General features: G+C 63.3%; 17 protein-coding genes. 5 read left to right on the top strand and 12 right to left on the bottom strand.

Annotated elements, in window-relative coordinates:
* The first annotated feature begins 125 nt into the window (after positions 1 to 125).
* Complete coding sequence (locus JQ624_RS18505) at positions 126 to 350, top strand: hypothetical protein (RefSeq protein WP_212420338.1); 225 nt, start codon at positions 126 to 128, stop codon at positions 348 to 350.
* 65 nt (positions 351 to 415) lie between these two features.
* Positions 416 to 829 (top strand): hypothetical protein, encoded by a 414-nt coding sequence (locus tag JQ624_RS18500; RefSeq protein ID WP_212420337.1) that lies wholly within the window; start codon positions 416 to 418, stop codon positions 827 to 829.
* Positions 830 to 844: 15 nt separating this feature from the next.
* Here the strand turns inward: JQ624_RS18500 and JQ624_RS18495 are convergent, their stop codons facing one another.
* The 4 genes from JQ624_RS18495 to JQ624_RS18480 form a co-directional block, all read right to left on the bottom strand.
* Positions 845 to 2,017 (bottom strand): cytochrome P450, encoded by a 1,173-nt coding sequence (locus JQ624_RS18495; RefSeq protein WP_212420336.1) that lies wholly within the window; start codon positions 2,015 to 2,017, stop codon positions 845 to 847.
* Positions 2,018 to 2,024: 7 nt separating this feature from the next.
* Positions 2,025 to 2,792 carry an SDR family NAD(P)-dependent oxidoreductase gene (locus JQ624_RS18490; protein ID WP_212420335.1) on the bottom strand — a complete coding sequence of 256 codons (768 nt, stop codon included), beginning with the start codon at positions 2,790 to 2,792 and terminating at the stop codon, positions 2,025 to 2,027.
* A 173-nt stretch (positions 2,793 to 2,965) separates the two neighbouring features.
* Positions 2,966 to 3,217, bottom strand: a complete 252-nt coding sequence (locus JQ624_RS18485; RefSeq protein ID WP_212420334.1) for a hypothetical protein — start codon at positions 3,215 to 3,217, stop codon at positions 2,966 to 2,968.
* A 273-nt stretch (positions 3,218 to 3,490) separates the two neighbouring features.
* Positions 3,491 to 3,745 (bottom strand): hypothetical protein, encoded by a 255-nt coding sequence (locus JQ624_RS18480; protein WP_212420333.1) that lies wholly within the window; start codon positions 3,743 to 3,745, stop codon positions 3,491 to 3,493.
* 182 nt (positions 3,746 to 3,927) lie between these two features.
* Here JQ624_RS18480 and JQ624_RS18475 point away from each other — a divergent pair, with 182 nt between their 5' ends.
* The gene (locus tag JQ624_RS18475) at positions 3,928 to 4,476 is read left to right on the top strand and encodes a DUF2380 domain-containing protein (protein ID WP_212420332.1); all 549 of its coding nucleotides are present in this window, start codon (positions 3,928 to 3,930) and stop codon (positions 4,474 to 4,476) included.
* An 87-nt stretch (positions 4,477 to 4,563) separates the two neighbouring features.
* Here JQ624_RS18475 and JQ624_RS18470 read toward each other — a convergent pair whose 3' ends face one another.
* Positions 4,564 to 4,950: a RidA family protein gene (locus JQ624_RS18470; protein ID WP_212420331.1), complete on the bottom strand. Its 387-nt coding sequence runs from the start codon at positions 4,948 to 4,950 to the stop codon at positions 4,564 to 4,566.
* Positions 4,951 to 5,328: 378 nt separating this feature from the next.
* On the opposite strand from JQ624_RS18470, the gene JQ624_RS18465 reads away from it, so the two are divergent.
* Together JQ624_RS18465 and JQ624_RS18460 are read left to right on the top strand one after the other, a co-directional pair.
* On the top strand, positions 5,329 to 5,769 hold the full coding sequence (locus JQ624_RS18465; protein ID WP_212420330.1) for a hypothetical protein: 441 nt from the start codon (positions 5,329 to 5,331) through the stop codon (positions 5,767 to 5,769).
* Between the two features lie 158 nt (positions 5,770 to 5,927).
* Positions 5,928 to 6,473 (top strand): phosphohydrolase, encoded by a 546-nt coding sequence (locus tag JQ624_RS18460; protein ID WP_212420416.1) that lies wholly within the window; start codon positions 5,928 to 5,930, stop codon positions 6,471 to 6,473.
* Positions 6,474 to 6,482: 9 nt separating this feature from the next.
* Here JQ624_RS18460 and JQ624_RS18455 read toward each other — a convergent pair whose 3' ends face one another.
* The 7 genes from JQ624_RS18455 to JQ624_RS18425 all read right to left on the bottom strand — a co-directional run bounded on the left by JQ624_RS18455 (position 6,483) and on the right by JQ624_RS18425 (position 13,518).
* The gene (locus JQ624_RS18455) at positions 6,483 to 6,986 is read right to left on the bottom strand and encodes a DUF1993 family protein (RefSeq protein ID WP_212420329.1); all 504 of its coding nucleotides are present in this window, start codon (positions 6,984 to 6,986) and stop codon (positions 6,483 to 6,485) included.
* A gap of 225 nt (positions 6,987 to 7,211) precedes the next feature.
* A complete protein-coding gene (locus JQ624_RS18450; protein ID WP_212420328.1) occupies positions 7,212 to 8,276 on the bottom strand; it encodes a branched-chain amino acid ABC transporter permease in 1,065 nt (354 codons plus the stop codon).
* Positions 8,273 to 9,283 (bottom strand): branched-chain amino acid ABC transporter permease, encoded by a 1,011-nt coding sequence (locus JQ624_RS18445; protein WP_212420327.1) that lies wholly within the window; start codon positions 9,281 to 9,283, stop codon positions 8,273 to 8,275. The genes JQ624_RS18450 and JQ624_RS18445 overlap by 4 nt, the downstream gene beginning before the upstream one ends.
* A complete protein-coding gene (locus JQ624_RS18440; RefSeq protein ID WP_212420326.1) occupies positions 9,280 to 10,002 on the bottom strand; it encodes an ABC transporter ATP-binding protein in 723 nt (240 codons plus the stop codon). Before JQ624_RS18440 ends, JQ624_RS18445 begins: the two co-directional genes overlap by 4 nt.
* Entirely contained in the window at positions 9,999 to 10,766 is a 768-nt protein-coding gene (locus tag JQ624_RS18435) for an ABC transporter ATP-binding protein (protein ID WP_212420325.1), read from the bottom strand. Before JQ624_RS18435 ends, JQ624_RS18440 begins: the two co-directional genes overlap by 4 nt.
* Before the next feature lie 192 nt (positions 10,767 to 10,958).
* A complete protein-coding gene (locus JQ624_RS18430; protein WP_249129896.1) occupies positions 10,959 to 12,155 on the bottom strand; it encodes a substrate-binding domain-containing protein in 1,197 nt (398 codons plus the stop codon).
* Positions 12,156 to 12,171: 16 nt separating this feature from the next.
* Complete coding sequence (locus JQ624_RS18425; RefSeq protein ID WP_212420323.1) at positions 12,172 to 13,518, bottom strand: lytic murein transglycosylase; 1,347 nt, start codon at positions 13,516 to 13,518, stop codon at positions 12,172 to 12,174.
* Positions 13,519 to 13,679 lie beyond the last annotated feature (161 nt).

Raw genomic sequence — 13,679 nt, 5'->3', positions numbered from 1 at the left:
CATACTCACTGCATTTGTGGGGTTCACGCCCTAGCCGCCGGTCCGGCGCAGCGTGATACTCCTCACGGTGCGGCGAGGCCGTGGCGCTCATGATGGCATCGGATGTCGGCCATCGGAGGACTGCCATGGATCAGGCCAAGCGGTTGAAATTGAGCGCCATCGCTTTCACGATCTTCTGGATCGGCGGAATGCTGTGGTGGAGCGGCGAGCGCTATCCTGCCAACATTATCATTCTGACCATCTGCGGAACCATTGCGGGCTACCTCTGGTATCTCGGCATGCGCTGGGCGTTTCAACGTCTGCGCCTGCTTCCGCTGAACGGCGATCACGGCAGGCAGGCACCGCGATGACGCGGTGACGCCTTCGTCGATTGCTGCGATTTTCCCTCAAACATGATGAACCGGGCAGGTCGGCCATGCGAGCTCTCGCCGTTCTTGCATTCGTCCTGATCTCGTCTGCGTCTTTTGCAGCCACCTCCGAAAGGTACAGCAAGGGTGGCTGGTACAAGGATTTCCAGCCCGAGATCGAGCGCGCCAATGCCAGCGGCGAGCTGTTTCGCATCAAGGGCCACTGCCAGTCGAACTGCACGCTGTTTCTGGGCTTGCGCAATGTCTGCGTCGAGCGCAGCGCGACGCTATTGTTCCACGCCGGTCACGACCGCCAGCGCAATATCCATGTCGCCCATACGCAGCGGATGCTGAGCGCCTACAATGCGAAACTGCGCAAGTATCTCATCGACAATCACTACATGGAGACGCTGGAGTTTCACGCCATTCCGGGCAGCACGATCATCGACCGGTTCGGCTACCGGGAATGCCCGCGCCAGTAGAAGCTCACCGCACGATCAGCCTGCATCCCACCTCACCGGCAGATTGAGCAATCCGCGAAACGCCCAGCCGCCGATCCTAACCGGTTCGCTGTCGTCGAGCCGCAGGCCTTTCAGCCGCGCGAATAAGCTCGGCAGCGCGACGTCGGCCACCATGGCGCGGGAGGCGAACGCGCCGGCGCAATAATGCGGGCCGGCGTCGAAGGCGATGCTCTTCTGGGTGTCGCGGGTGATGTCGAAGCGATCGGGTTCGGCAAAGCAGGCCTCGTCGCGGTTGGCCGAGCCGAACATGAAGAACACGCGGTCTTCCGGCTCGAAATCGACGCCGCCGAAGGTCCACGGTTTTGCCACGCGGCGCGGCGACATCTGGATCGGTGCGATCCAGCGCGCATATTCCTCGAACACGTCGATCCATTTTGCTTTTCCGTCGCGCACCAGGGCGAGCTGCGCGGGATGCGTCAGCAACGCCCAGGTCGCGCCGGCAATCGCGTCGCGCGGCTCGTTCTGCCCGCCGGAGATCGCAAGCTTGATGTTGGCGCGGATGCTATCCATGTTCTGGCCTGAAGCCAGCAGCACGCTGAGGATCGAGGTGTTCGGATGCTTCTTCACCACCGGGATCATGTCGTCGATCGCGGCATCGATGCCGGCTGTGGCGGCATGGCAGCGCGCCTCGACCGCCTTGTTGCCGGTGTAGTTGGCGATGCCGTCGATCATCGCCTGCGACCACGCGTCCATGTCCTGGTAGCGCATGTTGGTCAGCCCGGTGACGTCCTTCAGGCATTCGGCCGACAGCGGCAGCGCCAGCGCCTTGCAGAGATCGGCAGAGCCTTGCGGCGCGAGTTCGTCGAGGATGCGGTCTGCATGGGCCTGAAATTGCCGGACCCAGGTATCGCGCACGGTGCGCGGCGATACGGCCGGGAACATCGCCTGCCGCTCCGTCATGTGCGCATCGCCATCCTTGCGCATCATGTTGTGGCCCATCAGCACATTCATCAGCCCGTTCGGCTGGTGCGAGGAGAATATGTCGATGCGCTTCTCCTGGGTGAAGATGTCGTCGCGCCGGGTGAACACGGTGGAGCCGAGCTGCGGCACGAACGCGATCGGCGCCTCCTTCCGCATCTTCGCCAGCGCGGGGTAGGGATCGGCCCAGAACGAGGGAACGTCGATGTCGAAATGCGGGGCGTTGGACATGATGCGCTCACACCGCCCGATAGCCGCCGTCGACCATCACGATCGATCCGGAGACGTAGGCCGACAGGTCGGAGGCGAGGAAGATCGCGGGGCCCACGATGTCTTCCGCGGTGCCGGCGCGCCCCAGCGGGGTGTGATCGATGAACGTCTTCACCAGCTCCGGATTGGTGGCGCGGGCGTTGGCGTTCAGCGGCGTCGCGATGAAGCCGGGGCCGATCGCGTTGACGCGGACGCCTTCCTTGCCGAGCTCGGCGGCGAGCGCCTTGGTGAAGCCGAGCACGCCGTGCTTGGAGGCGGTGTAGGCCGGCGAACTCGGCGTGCGCACATGCACGAAGGACTGGATCGAGCCGATATTGACGATGCGCCCCTTGCTGGCGCGCAACGGCGCGAGGAACGCATGCGTCACATTGAACACGCCGGTGAGGTTGATCGCGATGATGTCTTCCCAATCCTTGATCACGTCATCGGCCGCGCCGAGCATGCCGTTGCGGCGGACGATGCCGGCATTGTTGACGAGGATCGAGACCTGCCCGACCTTGTCGGCGATCTGTTTCGCCATCGCGACACAGTCCTCGCGTTTGGCGACATCGAGCGCAAAGCTGTCTGCACCTCCGCCGGCGTCGCGGATCTCCTGCGCCGCTTCAGCCGCCGCCTTCTCGTCCCTGTCGAGCAGCACGACGCGCGCGCCCTCCCGCGCATAACCGCTCGCGATGGCGCGTCCGATGCCGGAGCCGGCACCGGTGACGACGGCGATATGATTCTGGAGAAGGGGCATGGGGGCGTTTCCTCTGCTTTTGGTTTTGGCGGAGGATAGCAAGCGTGCCGGCGCGTACAAGGAGGTAGGACGGCGGTTTCGTAGGGTGGGCAAGGCGCAAGCGTGCCCACCATCGCAGGGAGAAAAGAAAGGTGGGCACGGCGCTGTGCGCCTTTGCCCACCCTACGAAGCTATTACAGCTTGCAGGTGCCCTTCTTGAGCATGCCGTCCTTCACCGCGAGCGCAGCGGCAAATGTCGGAACCGGTTTGCTGACGGTCTTGTAGTTCGAGGGAATCGGCTTGGTTGGAATGCTCTGGTCCCAGACCTGGCAGACGCCGGTGCCTTCCCAGCGGATCAGATGAAAGGCGGCTTCGGCGGGGCTGGTCGCGGCGAGCGCAGTGAGGGCGAGGCCGGCGGTGGCAGCAAGGGCGGTCAATCGAAGCATGGGCAAAATACTCCTGTTGTGGAAATGCGCGGCCGCGCTCCGCAACGGGATGAGGGAGCGGGCTCCCGGCCGGGGATGACCGGGCATCCCTTTGTTGTAACGGGTGTGTGATTGGTTCAAAACGCGCCCTTGAAAAAAAGCGGCGACTCATCCGCGCGCCGTCCTTTTCGTGTGCCGGTTACCGTAGCCCGCATGAGCGCAGCGATATGCGGGGCTGCTCTGGGTGTGGTCCCGGACGTCGCTGCGCTCATCCGGGCTACGAGAAGGATCAAATCAAAACGAGCAGGTGCCGTTGCGCAAGAGGCCGTCCTTGAAGACCAGTGCGTCGCCGAAGGTCGGCACTTCGCTGCCTACGATCACGGTGTAATTCCCGGGATAGGGTGCTGTCGGGATATTCTGGTCCCAGATCTGGCAGAAGCCGGTATCCTGCCAGCGGATCAGGTGATACGCGGCCTGCGCCGGGCTCGACGCGGCAAGTGCGGTGAAACCAATGCCGGCAACGGCGCAAAGGGCAAAAATACGACGCATCTGCAATCTCCTGTTTGGAACACGGGCGCTCGCGCCCGGTTACCGGTTGAGTAGCGGGCAAGGCGAGAAGGTTCAAAGGCGCAAAACGCGAGACGGAATGGGTTAGCGAAATCCTCAACCGCTGTTATGATTCAGGCCCGGCAGCGGGGCGATGCCAATGTCAGGGTTGAAGGAGACGAAGCATGATGCAGACAGCAACCTCATGGCGCGTGCCAGGCCTGCGCAGCGGCGTGAGCGCCGTACTGACCATGCTGTGCGCGCTAGCCGCGCTGTCGTTTCCATCGGGCGGATCGCCGGCCGCCGCGCCGATCGCGGTGGCGGTAGCGGATTTCGATTATTTCGACACTTCGGGAGAGGTGGTGGACCAGAGCGCGGAACATCGCGCCCGCGTGGCTTCGTTTGCAAATTTGCTGCGCGATAATCTGGCTGCCCAGGGCGATTATCGCGTGGTGCCGATCGAATGCCCCGATCATCCCTGCACCGCGACCAGCATGTCGCAGGATGTGTTCATCGCCGCTGCGAGGAAGGCCGGCGCCCGGCTCGTGGTCTATGGCGGCATCCGCAAGATGAGCACGCTGGTGCAGTGGGGCGAGATTCAACTGCTCGATCTCGAAGCCGAGAAATTGCTGATGCGGCGAACGGTGACGTTCCGCGGCGACAACGATGCCGCCTATCGCCATGCCGCCAATTTCGTCGGCGACACGCTGAAGGAAACGATGCCGAAGCCGTGAGGTATCTCGTAGGGCGGATTAGCGAAGCGTAATCCGCCGACCTTGCCGTGAATGGCGGATTACGCTTCGCTAATCCGCCCTACGCCTCTACGCCTTTGCCAGCGATGCAACAGCTTCGATCTCGATCAGCATTTTCGGATCGGGCAGCGCCTGCACCACGCAGGTGGTGCGAGCGGGGTAGGGCGCGGGCCCGAACGCGGACGCATACAGCACGTTCATCGTGGCGACGTCGGAGGCGCGCGTCAGCAGCACGTTGACCTTGACGAGATCGCGAAACGTCGCGCCCGCCTCGCCGAGCACGCGCTTGATGTTGGCGACGACGAAGCCAAACTGCGCCTCGAAACCGTCCGCCAGCGCGCCCTTGTCGTCAAAACCCGGAATGCCCGAGACGAACAGCAGGTCGCCGGTGCGGGTGGCGAAGGAGAGCGGCGGGGCCTTGATGCCGGCGGGCGGCGCAAAGTGCTGGATCGGCATGGGACAGCTCCATGAACGGTTGGGTGCTTTGAGCCTAACGCGCCGCTGCCTCGCTGGAAAGGCAGCGGCGCGGCGCTTGCGACCCGCCGATAGGTTTGAAGGTGCCGCCCGTCAGTCCAATTGGCCGGACACGCAATAGCGCGACACGCTTCCGGCCGCAGTAATGCAGTTCACATGTCGGCGTTTTTTGTTCGTGCAATCGTGATGAAATTGTGTCGGGGGCACGGCGCGGGTCGGCGTGCGCCGTGCAGCGCGCAAGGCGTCGAATACACTTTGCCCCTTGCGCCGATCGGTTACAATCCGATAGTTGCGACTCAATCTGCGCCGCAAAGCCCGCCCCGACACTTCCGATTTGCAAGACTTCCGGAGATACGATCCATGAAAATGCCATCCGCCATTCGTGCCACCGTGCTTGCGCTTGCGGCCCTCGCGGGCGTTACGCTTTCCTCCGCCGCGCGTGCCGACGAAGGTTTCGTACAGCTCACGATCTATAAGGCGGGCTGGGTGATCGGCGGCTCCGGCGGCAGCGGCGTCCTGGATTTCCGCGGACGGCGGTACGCGCTTTCGACCGGCGGTCTCGACTACGGCTTCGTGTTCGGCGGCTCGAAGACGGTGCTGCGCGGCCGCGTCAGCAACATCTATCGCCCCTCCGACGTCGCCGGCGTCTACGGCGCGGCCGGCGCAGGCCTTGCCGTGGGCCACGGCGCGCGCGCGATCGTGCTGACCAACCAGAAGGGCGCGGTGCTGGAATTGAGCGGCCACCAGGTCGGATTGATGGCGAACGCGGATCTCAGCGGCCTCGCGATCACGATGCGGTAGGATTTCGTAGGGAGGACAAAGGCGCGCAAGCGCCGTGCCCACCATCCAGCACTTCGCGCGGAATGGTGGGCACGCTTCCGCCTTCGCTCTTCGAGCTACGGCGGACAAGTCGCTTTGCCCACCCTGCGGCGCCGGATCAACATGGTGGGCACCTGGCGATGAACCGCGAAGAGTTGGTTGCCGCCTACACCGCGCCGGGCCGCCACTATCACAACCTCGCGCATATCGAAGACTGTCTCGGTGCGCTCGCGCGCGTCGACGATCTTTCGGCGATCGAGCGCGAAATTCTGTCCGCGGCGATCTGGTGGCACGATGTCGTCTACGACGCGACCCGTTCGGACAATGAAGAGTTGAGCGCGCGCCTGGCCGAGCAGCACGTGCGCGAGGACCTCCGTCAGGAAGTCGGCCGTCTGATCCGTCTGACAAAGACACATAACGTCCAGCCCGATGATCGCCTGGGCGCCATCCTGATCTCGATCGACCTCAGCATCCTCGGCGCAGAGCCCGCGCGATACGACGCGTACGCCGCGGCGATCCGGCAGGAGTTCATCCATGTGCCGGAGGGCGACTATCGCGCCGGCCGCGCAAAAGTGCTCGGCCAGTTCGCCGCACGGCCGGTCATCTTTCCCGATGCGGTCTTCGCCGCGAGATATGACCGGCAGGCCCGCGACAACCTCGCGCGCGAACTGGCTTCGTTGCGTTGACGGCTGTGATTACCTCACCCCGAGGAAATCCCGCTTGCCGATTTCAACCCCGTTGTGCCGCAAAATGCCGTGGGCGGTGGCGGCGTGGAAATAGAAATTTGGAAATGCAAAGTTGACGAGGTATTGCTGGCCCTTCATCGTCATGGTGTTACTCGGGCCGATCGGAAAGGTCACCTCGCGCATATCGCCGCCGTCGAACTGCGCCGGCTTGAACGACTTCACATAGTCGGTTGTCTTCGCGATCCGCTGCTGCAACTCCTCAAAACTCTTTTCGGTGTCGGGCGTGGACGGTACCTCGCTGCCGGTGAGCCGCGCGCAGGTCTTGCCAGCGAAATCGCAGACGGTCTGGATCTGCCGCGTCAGCGGATACATGTCCGGATAAAGCCGTGCATTGAGCAACACCTCCGGCTGGATGTTCTTCGCCTTGCAATGCGCTTCCGCCTTGGTGAGCAGGCCGGAAAGGCTGCCGAGAATCTGCAGGAAGGCGGGCACGGTTAAGTCGTGGAAAGACATGCGATGCTCTTTTCGTGATGTGGAATAACGCCTCAGGACAATGAGGTGCTGTTCGACATGGGAAGCTTCGGGGGAAATACAACTCTTATGGCGGGCTGATCAAAATCAATTATTCCAGCGCCAAACCCGTGGCCCGGATGGGAGCATCGGTTCATCGCGCCTTGGCTGCCTGTCGCGCATCCGTATCCCTGAAAATCCGGCGCGATCATTGCCGACAATATCCCTTTACTTGAGCGCGCCCGCGCGCAACCGGCCGACGATCCCGGTCGGGAAGAAATACACGCTGGCGATAAACAGCAGGCCCAACCACAACAGCCAGCGGTCCGGGTGCAGCAGCCCCGGCAGCAGCGGCAACCCCGCACTGGCGGCGGCCTCTGATGCCACGTTCATGAGGGCCTGAAGATAGTTCTGCGCCAGGATGAAAATGGCGGCGCCGACGATTGCGCCGTACATCGTGCCCATGCCGCCGATCACCACCATCAGCAGGATGTCCAGCATGATGGAGAAACTCAGCGAGGTATCCGGGCCAGCATACCGCAGCCACAGCGCGTTCAGCATGCCGGCGCTGGCGGCGACGACGGCGGCGAGGCAGTTGGCGTAGGTCAGGTGAAACACGGTGCGGAAACCCAGCGCTTCGGCGCGGAAGCGGTTCTCGCGGATCGCCTGCAGCACGCGGCCGAACGGTGAGTTCACCACCCGCAGCAGTGCCAGGATCATTGCGACGCAGCCGGCAAACACCAGATAATAGGTCAGCGTGCGCCCATTGAAGTCGAACCCGAGCACGCTTTTCGGAATTAGCACCGTGCCCGGCCGCAGCAATTCCGGTAGCTGGAAGCTGCGGCCATCCTCGCCGCCGGTGAGCCACGACAGTTGCGAGGCGAGCACCTGGAAGGCGGAGGCCACCGCCAGCGTGATCATGGCGAAGAAGATCGCCGCGACCCGCAGCGAGAACAGGCCGATGGCGAGCGCGAGTAGCATCGCGAGCGGCAGCCCGGCGGCGACGCCGGTCGCGACCGCGGCCCAGTTCGGGCCCATGGAGTAGAGCGCGATCGCGATCGAATAGCTGCCGATGCCGTAAAACATCGTGTGCGCGAACGACACCGAGCCGGTGTAGCCGAGCAGCAGGTCGTAGGACGCTACCAGCGCCGCGAAAATGCAGATTTTCGTCGCGACGTTCATTGCCTTGGCGCCGGGAAAGAGAAGCGGAACCAGCGCCAGCGTCGCAACGATGACGACGAGCAGGACGGCAAGAACGCGGCTGCGCGGCGGGTCGCCTGACAGAATCATCATCGGCTCGTCACCGCGTAAAGCCCGCGCGGCCGCCACATCAGGACGGCGACCATCAGCAGGATGTTGGATACCAGCGCCAGTTTCGGAACCAGAAAGCCGCCGTAATTCGCGACCATGGCGACGAGCAGCGCGCCGATGAAGCAGCCGCCGATCGAGCCAAGGCCGCCGATGATCACCACGATAAAGATCAAGACCGTGAGATCGTTGCCCATCGAGGCATGGACCTGCTCGCGATAGAGCGCCCACATGATTCCGCCGAACCCGGCGAGCGCGGAGCCTACCATGAACACGCCGAGAAACAGTTGGCGAATGCGATAGCCGAGTGCCTCGACCATCTCGCGGTTCTCGACGCCGGCACGGATCAAGAGACCGATCTTGGTCCGGTTCAGCACGAGCTGAACGGCGAGAAACACCACGAGGCCGACCAGCATCGCCAGCAGGCGATATTTTGCGATCGCAACATCGCCGATGATGAAGGAGCCGCGCAGCGACGTCGGCAGCGGCAACGGAATGATCTGCGGTCCCCAAAGGGCATACAGCGCCTGCTCGGCGACGATCAGCCCGCCCGTCGTCATCAGGATCTGCTTGAGGTGCTGGCCGTAGACCGGAAGGATCAGCACGCGCTCGACGACGAGGCCGAGCGCGCCGGATACCGCCATCGCCAGCAAGGCCGCCGGCGCCAGCACCGCCAGGTTGACGAGCAGCGAATCCGCCTGCACCCAGCCTGCCAGTGGCAGCAGCACCAGCGTTGCAACGTAGGCGCCGACCGCGATGAAGGCGCCGTGGCCGAAATTGAGGACGTCCATCAGGCCGAACACCAGTGTCAGCCCGGATGCCATGATGAAGATCATCATGCCCATGGCGAGGCTCGCCACTGTCAGCGTCACCCAGGAACTTCCCGATCCGATCAGGGGCAACACCGCCAGCGCCAGGATGATCGGCAGCAGCGCGGGCAAAAAATCCCGCTTCGGTTTCGGCAACGGATCGGTGGCAGCAAGATCGGTCACTGATGGGCCTCCAGGCTCAATCCGAGCAGGCGTTCCTGCGCCGCGCTGTCGTTTGCCAGCTCCGCCATGTCGCCGCGATGGACGATCTTGCCATTGTCCATCACCAGGACGGCATCGCCGATCTCTTGCGCAACGCGGAAATTCTGTTCGACCAGAAGGATGGTTGCGCCGCGGCGCTTGATCTCGGCAAAGCACTCGATCAACGCGACCACGATCGCGGGCGCGAGGCCCTTGGTCGGCTCGTCGATCAAAAGCAGCTTGCGCGGTTCGACGATGGCGCGGGCGATCGACAGCATCTGTTTCTGCCCGCCGGACAACGAACCCGCGCGCGACAGCCAGAAGCGCCGCAGCGCCGGAAAGAATCCGAAAATCCATTCGAGACGCGAATCGTCGAGCGGGCCGTCGCGGGCCGCCAGCACCAGATTTTCCTTCACCGTGAGGTCGGAGAACACAGCCATGCTTTCGGGCACGTAGCCGATGCCGAGGCGCGCAATGTCCGGCGTCGCGTTCGCTTCGATGCGTTGTCCGGCAAGCGCAATCTGGCCTGACGATGCCGGCCACAGCCCCATGATGGTGCGCAATGTCGTGGTCTTGCCGGCGCCGTTGCGGCCTAGCAGCATCGTGGTCTGTCCTTCAGGCACGCCGAAATCGACGCCATGCAGGATGTGGTAGCGCCCGATATGGGTGTTGACGCCGGCAAGCGTCAGGAGATCGGTCATGCCGCGCTCCTTCCGGGGGCGATGCCGAGATAGGCCTCCTGCACGATCGGCGAGGCGATCACGTCAGCCGGCTTCCCGTCGGCGACCAGCCGGCCATTGTGAAGGACGACGATGCGGTCGGCGAGCGAACTCACCACGTCCATCTTGTGCTCGACCAGCAGAATGATCTTGCTGGTGTCCTGCTTCAACTGCGCGATCAGATTGAGGACGACAGGTACTTCGTCGACGCTCATGCCGGCGGTCGGCTCGTCGAACATGAACACCTTCGGCTCCAGCGCCATCATCAGCGCGACCTCGAGCTTGCGCTGGTCGCCATGGGACAGCGCGGTGGCGGCGACATTCCGGCGACTGCCGAGCGCGACGCTGTCGAGGATGGTGTCGGCGCGGGTGATCAGGTCACGCCGAGTCATCCACGGCCGCAGCATGTCGTAATGCACGCCGCTTGCGGATTGGACGGCGAGCCGGACGTTTTCTTCCACGCTCAGGTTTGGAAACAGGTTGGTGAGCTGAAATGCGCGGCCGAGCCCGGCCCGGGTGCGCAGCGGCGCGGAAAGCTGCGTGATGTCGGCGCCGGAAAACAGGATGCGGCCTTCGGTTGCACGCAACTGACCGGAGATCAGGTTGAAATAGGTCGTCTTGCCGGCGCCGTTGGGCCCGACGATGGCGGTCAATTCGCCGGGACGAAACGTGCAACTGACGTGGTCGACGGCGACGTGACCGCCGAAGCGGATGGTCAGATCGCGGGTTTCGAGGGAAAGGGTCATTCGCACGTCGTCGTCGGAGGGGGTGTCATCTGGCCGATCGCCAATGCTGCCGGACTTTCCGGCCGTCATGCGCGGACTTGATCCGCGCATCCATCCACTTCCAAAATGCTCTTTATTTAGGAAGCGAGATGGATTGCCGGGTCAAGCCCGGCAATGACGGAGCAAAGCATCAAAGGCGACCTCAGCCTTCGCTCAGCGCTTGTTGCGGATTGGAATGTTCATGTCTTCGATCTTGATCTCGCGGACCGGTTCGTTCACCGCCCAGGCGACGTTCGGATCGACCTTGACCTTGAAGTGATACATGCTCTGCAGCGCCTGATGGTCCTCTTTCCGGAACACCATCTTGCCCTTGGGCGTGTCGAACTCCATACCTTCCATTGCGGCGATCAGCTTTTCCGTGTCAGTGGACTTGGCCTTGGTGACGGCGGTGACCACGGCCATTGCCGCGGAGAAACCGCCGGCGGTGAAGAAATCGGGCGGCGCGTTAAAACGCTTCTGGTGCTCGGCGACCAGCCAGTCGTTCACCGGGTTCTTCGGAATGTCGTAATAATAGTAGGTCGCGCCTTCCATGCCAGGCAGGCGCTTGTAGGCGGTCAGCGCGGGGAGAATGTTGCCGCCGGTCGAGAGTTCGATGCCATAGCGCTTCGGATCCATGTCCTGCAGCTTGGTCAGGGGATCGCCGCCGCCAGCCCAGATCACCCAGATGATCTTGCGCCCCGGCTTGTCCTTCAGCGCGTCGAACAGGCGCTGACCGGCCGCGGTGAAATCGGTCGTGGAGGTCGGGACGTATTCCTCAGTCGCAAGCGTTGCACCGGTTTTCGCCAGCGCTTCCTTGAAGGCGGCGACACCGTCGCGGCCGAACGCATAGTCCTGCGCCAGCGTCGCGATGGTGACACCGGGCTTGCCGATCGCCACCGCATTCGAAATTGCGTCCTGCGAGGAATTGCGCCCGGTGCGGAAGATATACTTGTTCCACTTCTCGCCGGTAATCTGGTCTGCGACCGCCGGCTCGACGATCAGGATTTTCTTGTTTTCCTCGGCCACCGGCAAATCTGCCAGTGCCGCGGCTGACGACGTCGTGCCGATGGCAATATCGACTTTATCGTCCTGATAGGCTTCGGCGAGCGCGGCCTTGGAGAGATCCGGCTTGCTCTGGTCGTCCTTGGTAATGACTACGATCTTGCGGCCATCGAGCATCATGGTGCCCTTGGTGGCGTATTCGAGGCCCATGCGCAGGCCGGTTTCGGTCTGCTTGGCGTAGGCCTCCAGCGGTCCGGTCTTGCCGTAAATCAAGCCAATCTTCAAATCGTCCGCAAAGGCGGCAGTGGCAGTCAGCGCGAGAGCCGCGGCAGCAATGATTGTAGTATGACGCACGGGTGTCCTCCTCATTTTATTGCGGCGCACTCTAGAGTATTTTTCCGTCTGATGGAAAGAGGTTTCGCGCACCGGGGCCGCGCATCCGCGCCAACAGCTCCGCGGTCGGCCAGGAATCCGCCGGCAATCCGTATTTCACCTGCATCGCCTTCACCGCCGTGCGGCTCAACTGCCCCATCACGCCGTCGACCTTGCCGACATTGAAACCGGCACGCACCAACAGCTGCTGCAGCTCTTTCAGCTCATTGAGCGGCAGTTGCGCGACCGGCGCCGATGGCTGCCGCATCGGCGGGGCGCCGGCGATGCGGCTCGCGAGATAGCCCGCGGTGGTCGAATAGATCAGCGAGTTATTCCATTCGGTATAGGCTGCGAAATTCGCATACGCCAGAAACGCCGGCCCTGTGCGGCCCATCGGCAGCAGCAGCGAGGCCGGCATGTCGTCATTCGGAAGCGCGCGGCCGTCGGGATAGGTAACGCCGAGCTGCGCGAATTTTGCGCGCGGCAGCTTGATGGTGAGATCAGCCTGCTCCCACGGGAAATTCGCCGGCGCGCGCACTTCCTGCACCCACGGCTCGCCGCGCCGCCATTTCAATCCGGTGGCGATGTAGTTCGCGGTCGAGCCGATCACATCCGGCGCGCTGCGCAGCAAATTGCGATGGCCGTCGCCATCATAGTCCACCGCATAGTTGAAATAATGCGTCGGCAGAAACTGCGTCTGGCCGAGCTCGCCGGCCCATGAGCCGATCATCTCGCTTGGCGTGAGATCGCCGCGGTCGATGATCTTCAGCGCCGCGATGGTTTCCTTCTGAAACATCTCCGAGCGGCGGCAATCATAGGCCAGCGACACCAGCGACGGCAGCGTATGCAGCTTGCCCAACTCGGCGCCAAAACTGCTCTCCAGGCCCCAGAACGCGGCGATCACCGCCGGCGGCACGCCATATTCCTTTTCCGCGCGCGCGAACGCCGGAGCATGCATCCGGATTCTCGCCTGCGCATTTTTTGCCGCGCCATCGGACGCCCGGTTTCGTGCGAATTCGGTGAACACCTGGCCGAACACGCGCTGGCCGCGGTCGCGGTTGACGATGCTTTGGTCATAGACGAGGTAGGGGGCGGCCTCGGTCAGCGCGCGCTGCGACACGCCCTCGCTAAGCGCCTGCTGCTTGAGGTCGGCAAGGAAGCGGTCGAACGACATGCCGTTGTGACAGGCCGCCGCACGGGGTGAGGGGGCCCTTGCGACCGGCTGGCCGGGAACGCCTGCGGCCGGCGGTTTCGGTTGCACCGCCGCCGGTCGGGCCGGTGCGGGGGCTGGTTGGGCGATGGCAATGGACGAGAGGGACAGGAACGCCGCGGCAGCAAGCAGGAGTCTGAGATGCGGCATCAATGTCACCGGGGCGATCGTGAATCCGAAGTCGGGTTTTAGACCGGCGGGCTGGTTTAGCCAACGGATCTGGAGGCCGTCATTGCGAGCGAAGCGAAGCAATCCATACCTCCCCACGGGGATAGATGGATTGCTTCGTCGCTTCCGCTCCCTTGCGCAAA

Source organism: Bradyrhizobium sp. AUGA SZCCT0283 (assembly GCF_018130385.1).
Taxonomy (GTDB): Bacteria; Pseudomonadota; Alphaproteobacteria; order Rhizobiales; family Xanthobacteraceae; genus Bradyrhizobium.
Note: the sequence above shows the minus strand (reverse complement) of the source record. Positions and strands in the feature narration are given on the sequence as shown.

Excerpts from the sequence above, each read along its gene's own strand:
- JQ624_RS18505 (WP_212420338.1), top strand. The coding sequence starts at position 126 with ATGGATCAGGCCAAGCGGTTGAAATTGAGCGCCATCGCTTTCACGATC.
- JQ624_RS18500 (WP_212420337.1), top strand. The coding sequence starts at position 416 with ATGCGAGCTCTCGCCGTTCTTGCATTCGTCCTGATCTCGTCTGCGTCT.
- JQ624_RS18495 (WP_212420336.1), bottom strand. The coding sequence starts at position 2,017 with ATGTCCAACGCCCCGCATTTCGACATCGACGTTCCCTCGTTCTGGGCC.
- JQ624_RS18490 (WP_212420335.1), bottom strand. The coding sequence starts at position 2,792 with ATGCCCCTTCTCCAGAATCATATCGCCGTCGTCACCGGTGCCGGCTCC.
- JQ624_RS18485 (WP_212420334.1), bottom strand. The coding sequence starts at position 3,217 with ATGCTTCGATTGACCGCCCTTGCTGCCACCGCCGGCCTCGCCCTCACT.
- JQ624_RS18480 (WP_212420333.1), bottom strand. The coding sequence starts at position 3,745 with ATGCGTCGTATTTTTGCCCTTTGCGCCGTTGCCGGCATTGGTTTCACC.
- JQ624_RS18475 (WP_212420332.1), top strand. The coding sequence starts at position 3,928 with ATGATGCAGACAGCAACCTCATGGCGCGTGCCAGGCCTGCGCAGCGGC.
- JQ624_RS18470 (WP_212420331.1), bottom strand. The coding sequence starts at position 4,950 with ATGCCGATCCAGCACTTTGCGCCGCCCGCCGGCATCAAGGCCCCGCCG.
- JQ624_RS18465 (WP_212420330.1), top strand. The coding sequence starts at position 5,329 with ATGAAAATGCCATCCGCCATTCGTGCCACCGTGCTTGCGCTTGCGGCC.
- JQ624_RS18460 (WP_212420416.1), top strand. The coding sequence starts at position 5,928 with ATGAACCGCGAAGAGTTGGTTGCCGCCTACACCGCGCCGGGCCGCCAC.
- JQ624_RS18455 (WP_212420329.1), bottom strand. The coding sequence starts at position 6,986 with ATGTCTTTCCACGACTTAACCGTGCCCGCCTTCCTGCAGATTCTCGGC.
- JQ624_RS18450 (WP_212420328.1), bottom strand. The coding sequence starts at position 8,276 with ATGATGATTCTGTCAGGCGACCCGCCGCGCAGCCGCGTTCTTGCCGTC.
- JQ624_RS18440 (WP_212420326.1), bottom strand. The coding sequence starts at position 10,002 with ATGACCGATCTCCTGACGCTTGCCGGCGTCAACACCCATATCGGGCGC.
- JQ624_RS18435 (WP_212420325.1), bottom strand. The coding sequence starts at position 10,766 with ATGACCCTTTCCCTCGAAACCCGCGATCTGACCATCCGCTTCGGCGGT.
- JQ624_RS18430 (WP_249129896.1), bottom strand. The coding sequence starts at position 12,155 with ATGAGGAGGACACCCGTGCGTCATACTACAATCATTGCTGCCGCGGCT.
- JQ624_RS18425 (WP_212420323.1), bottom strand. The coding sequence starts at position 13,518 with ATGCCGCATCTCAGACTCCTGCTTGCTGCCGCGGCGTTCCTGTCCCTC.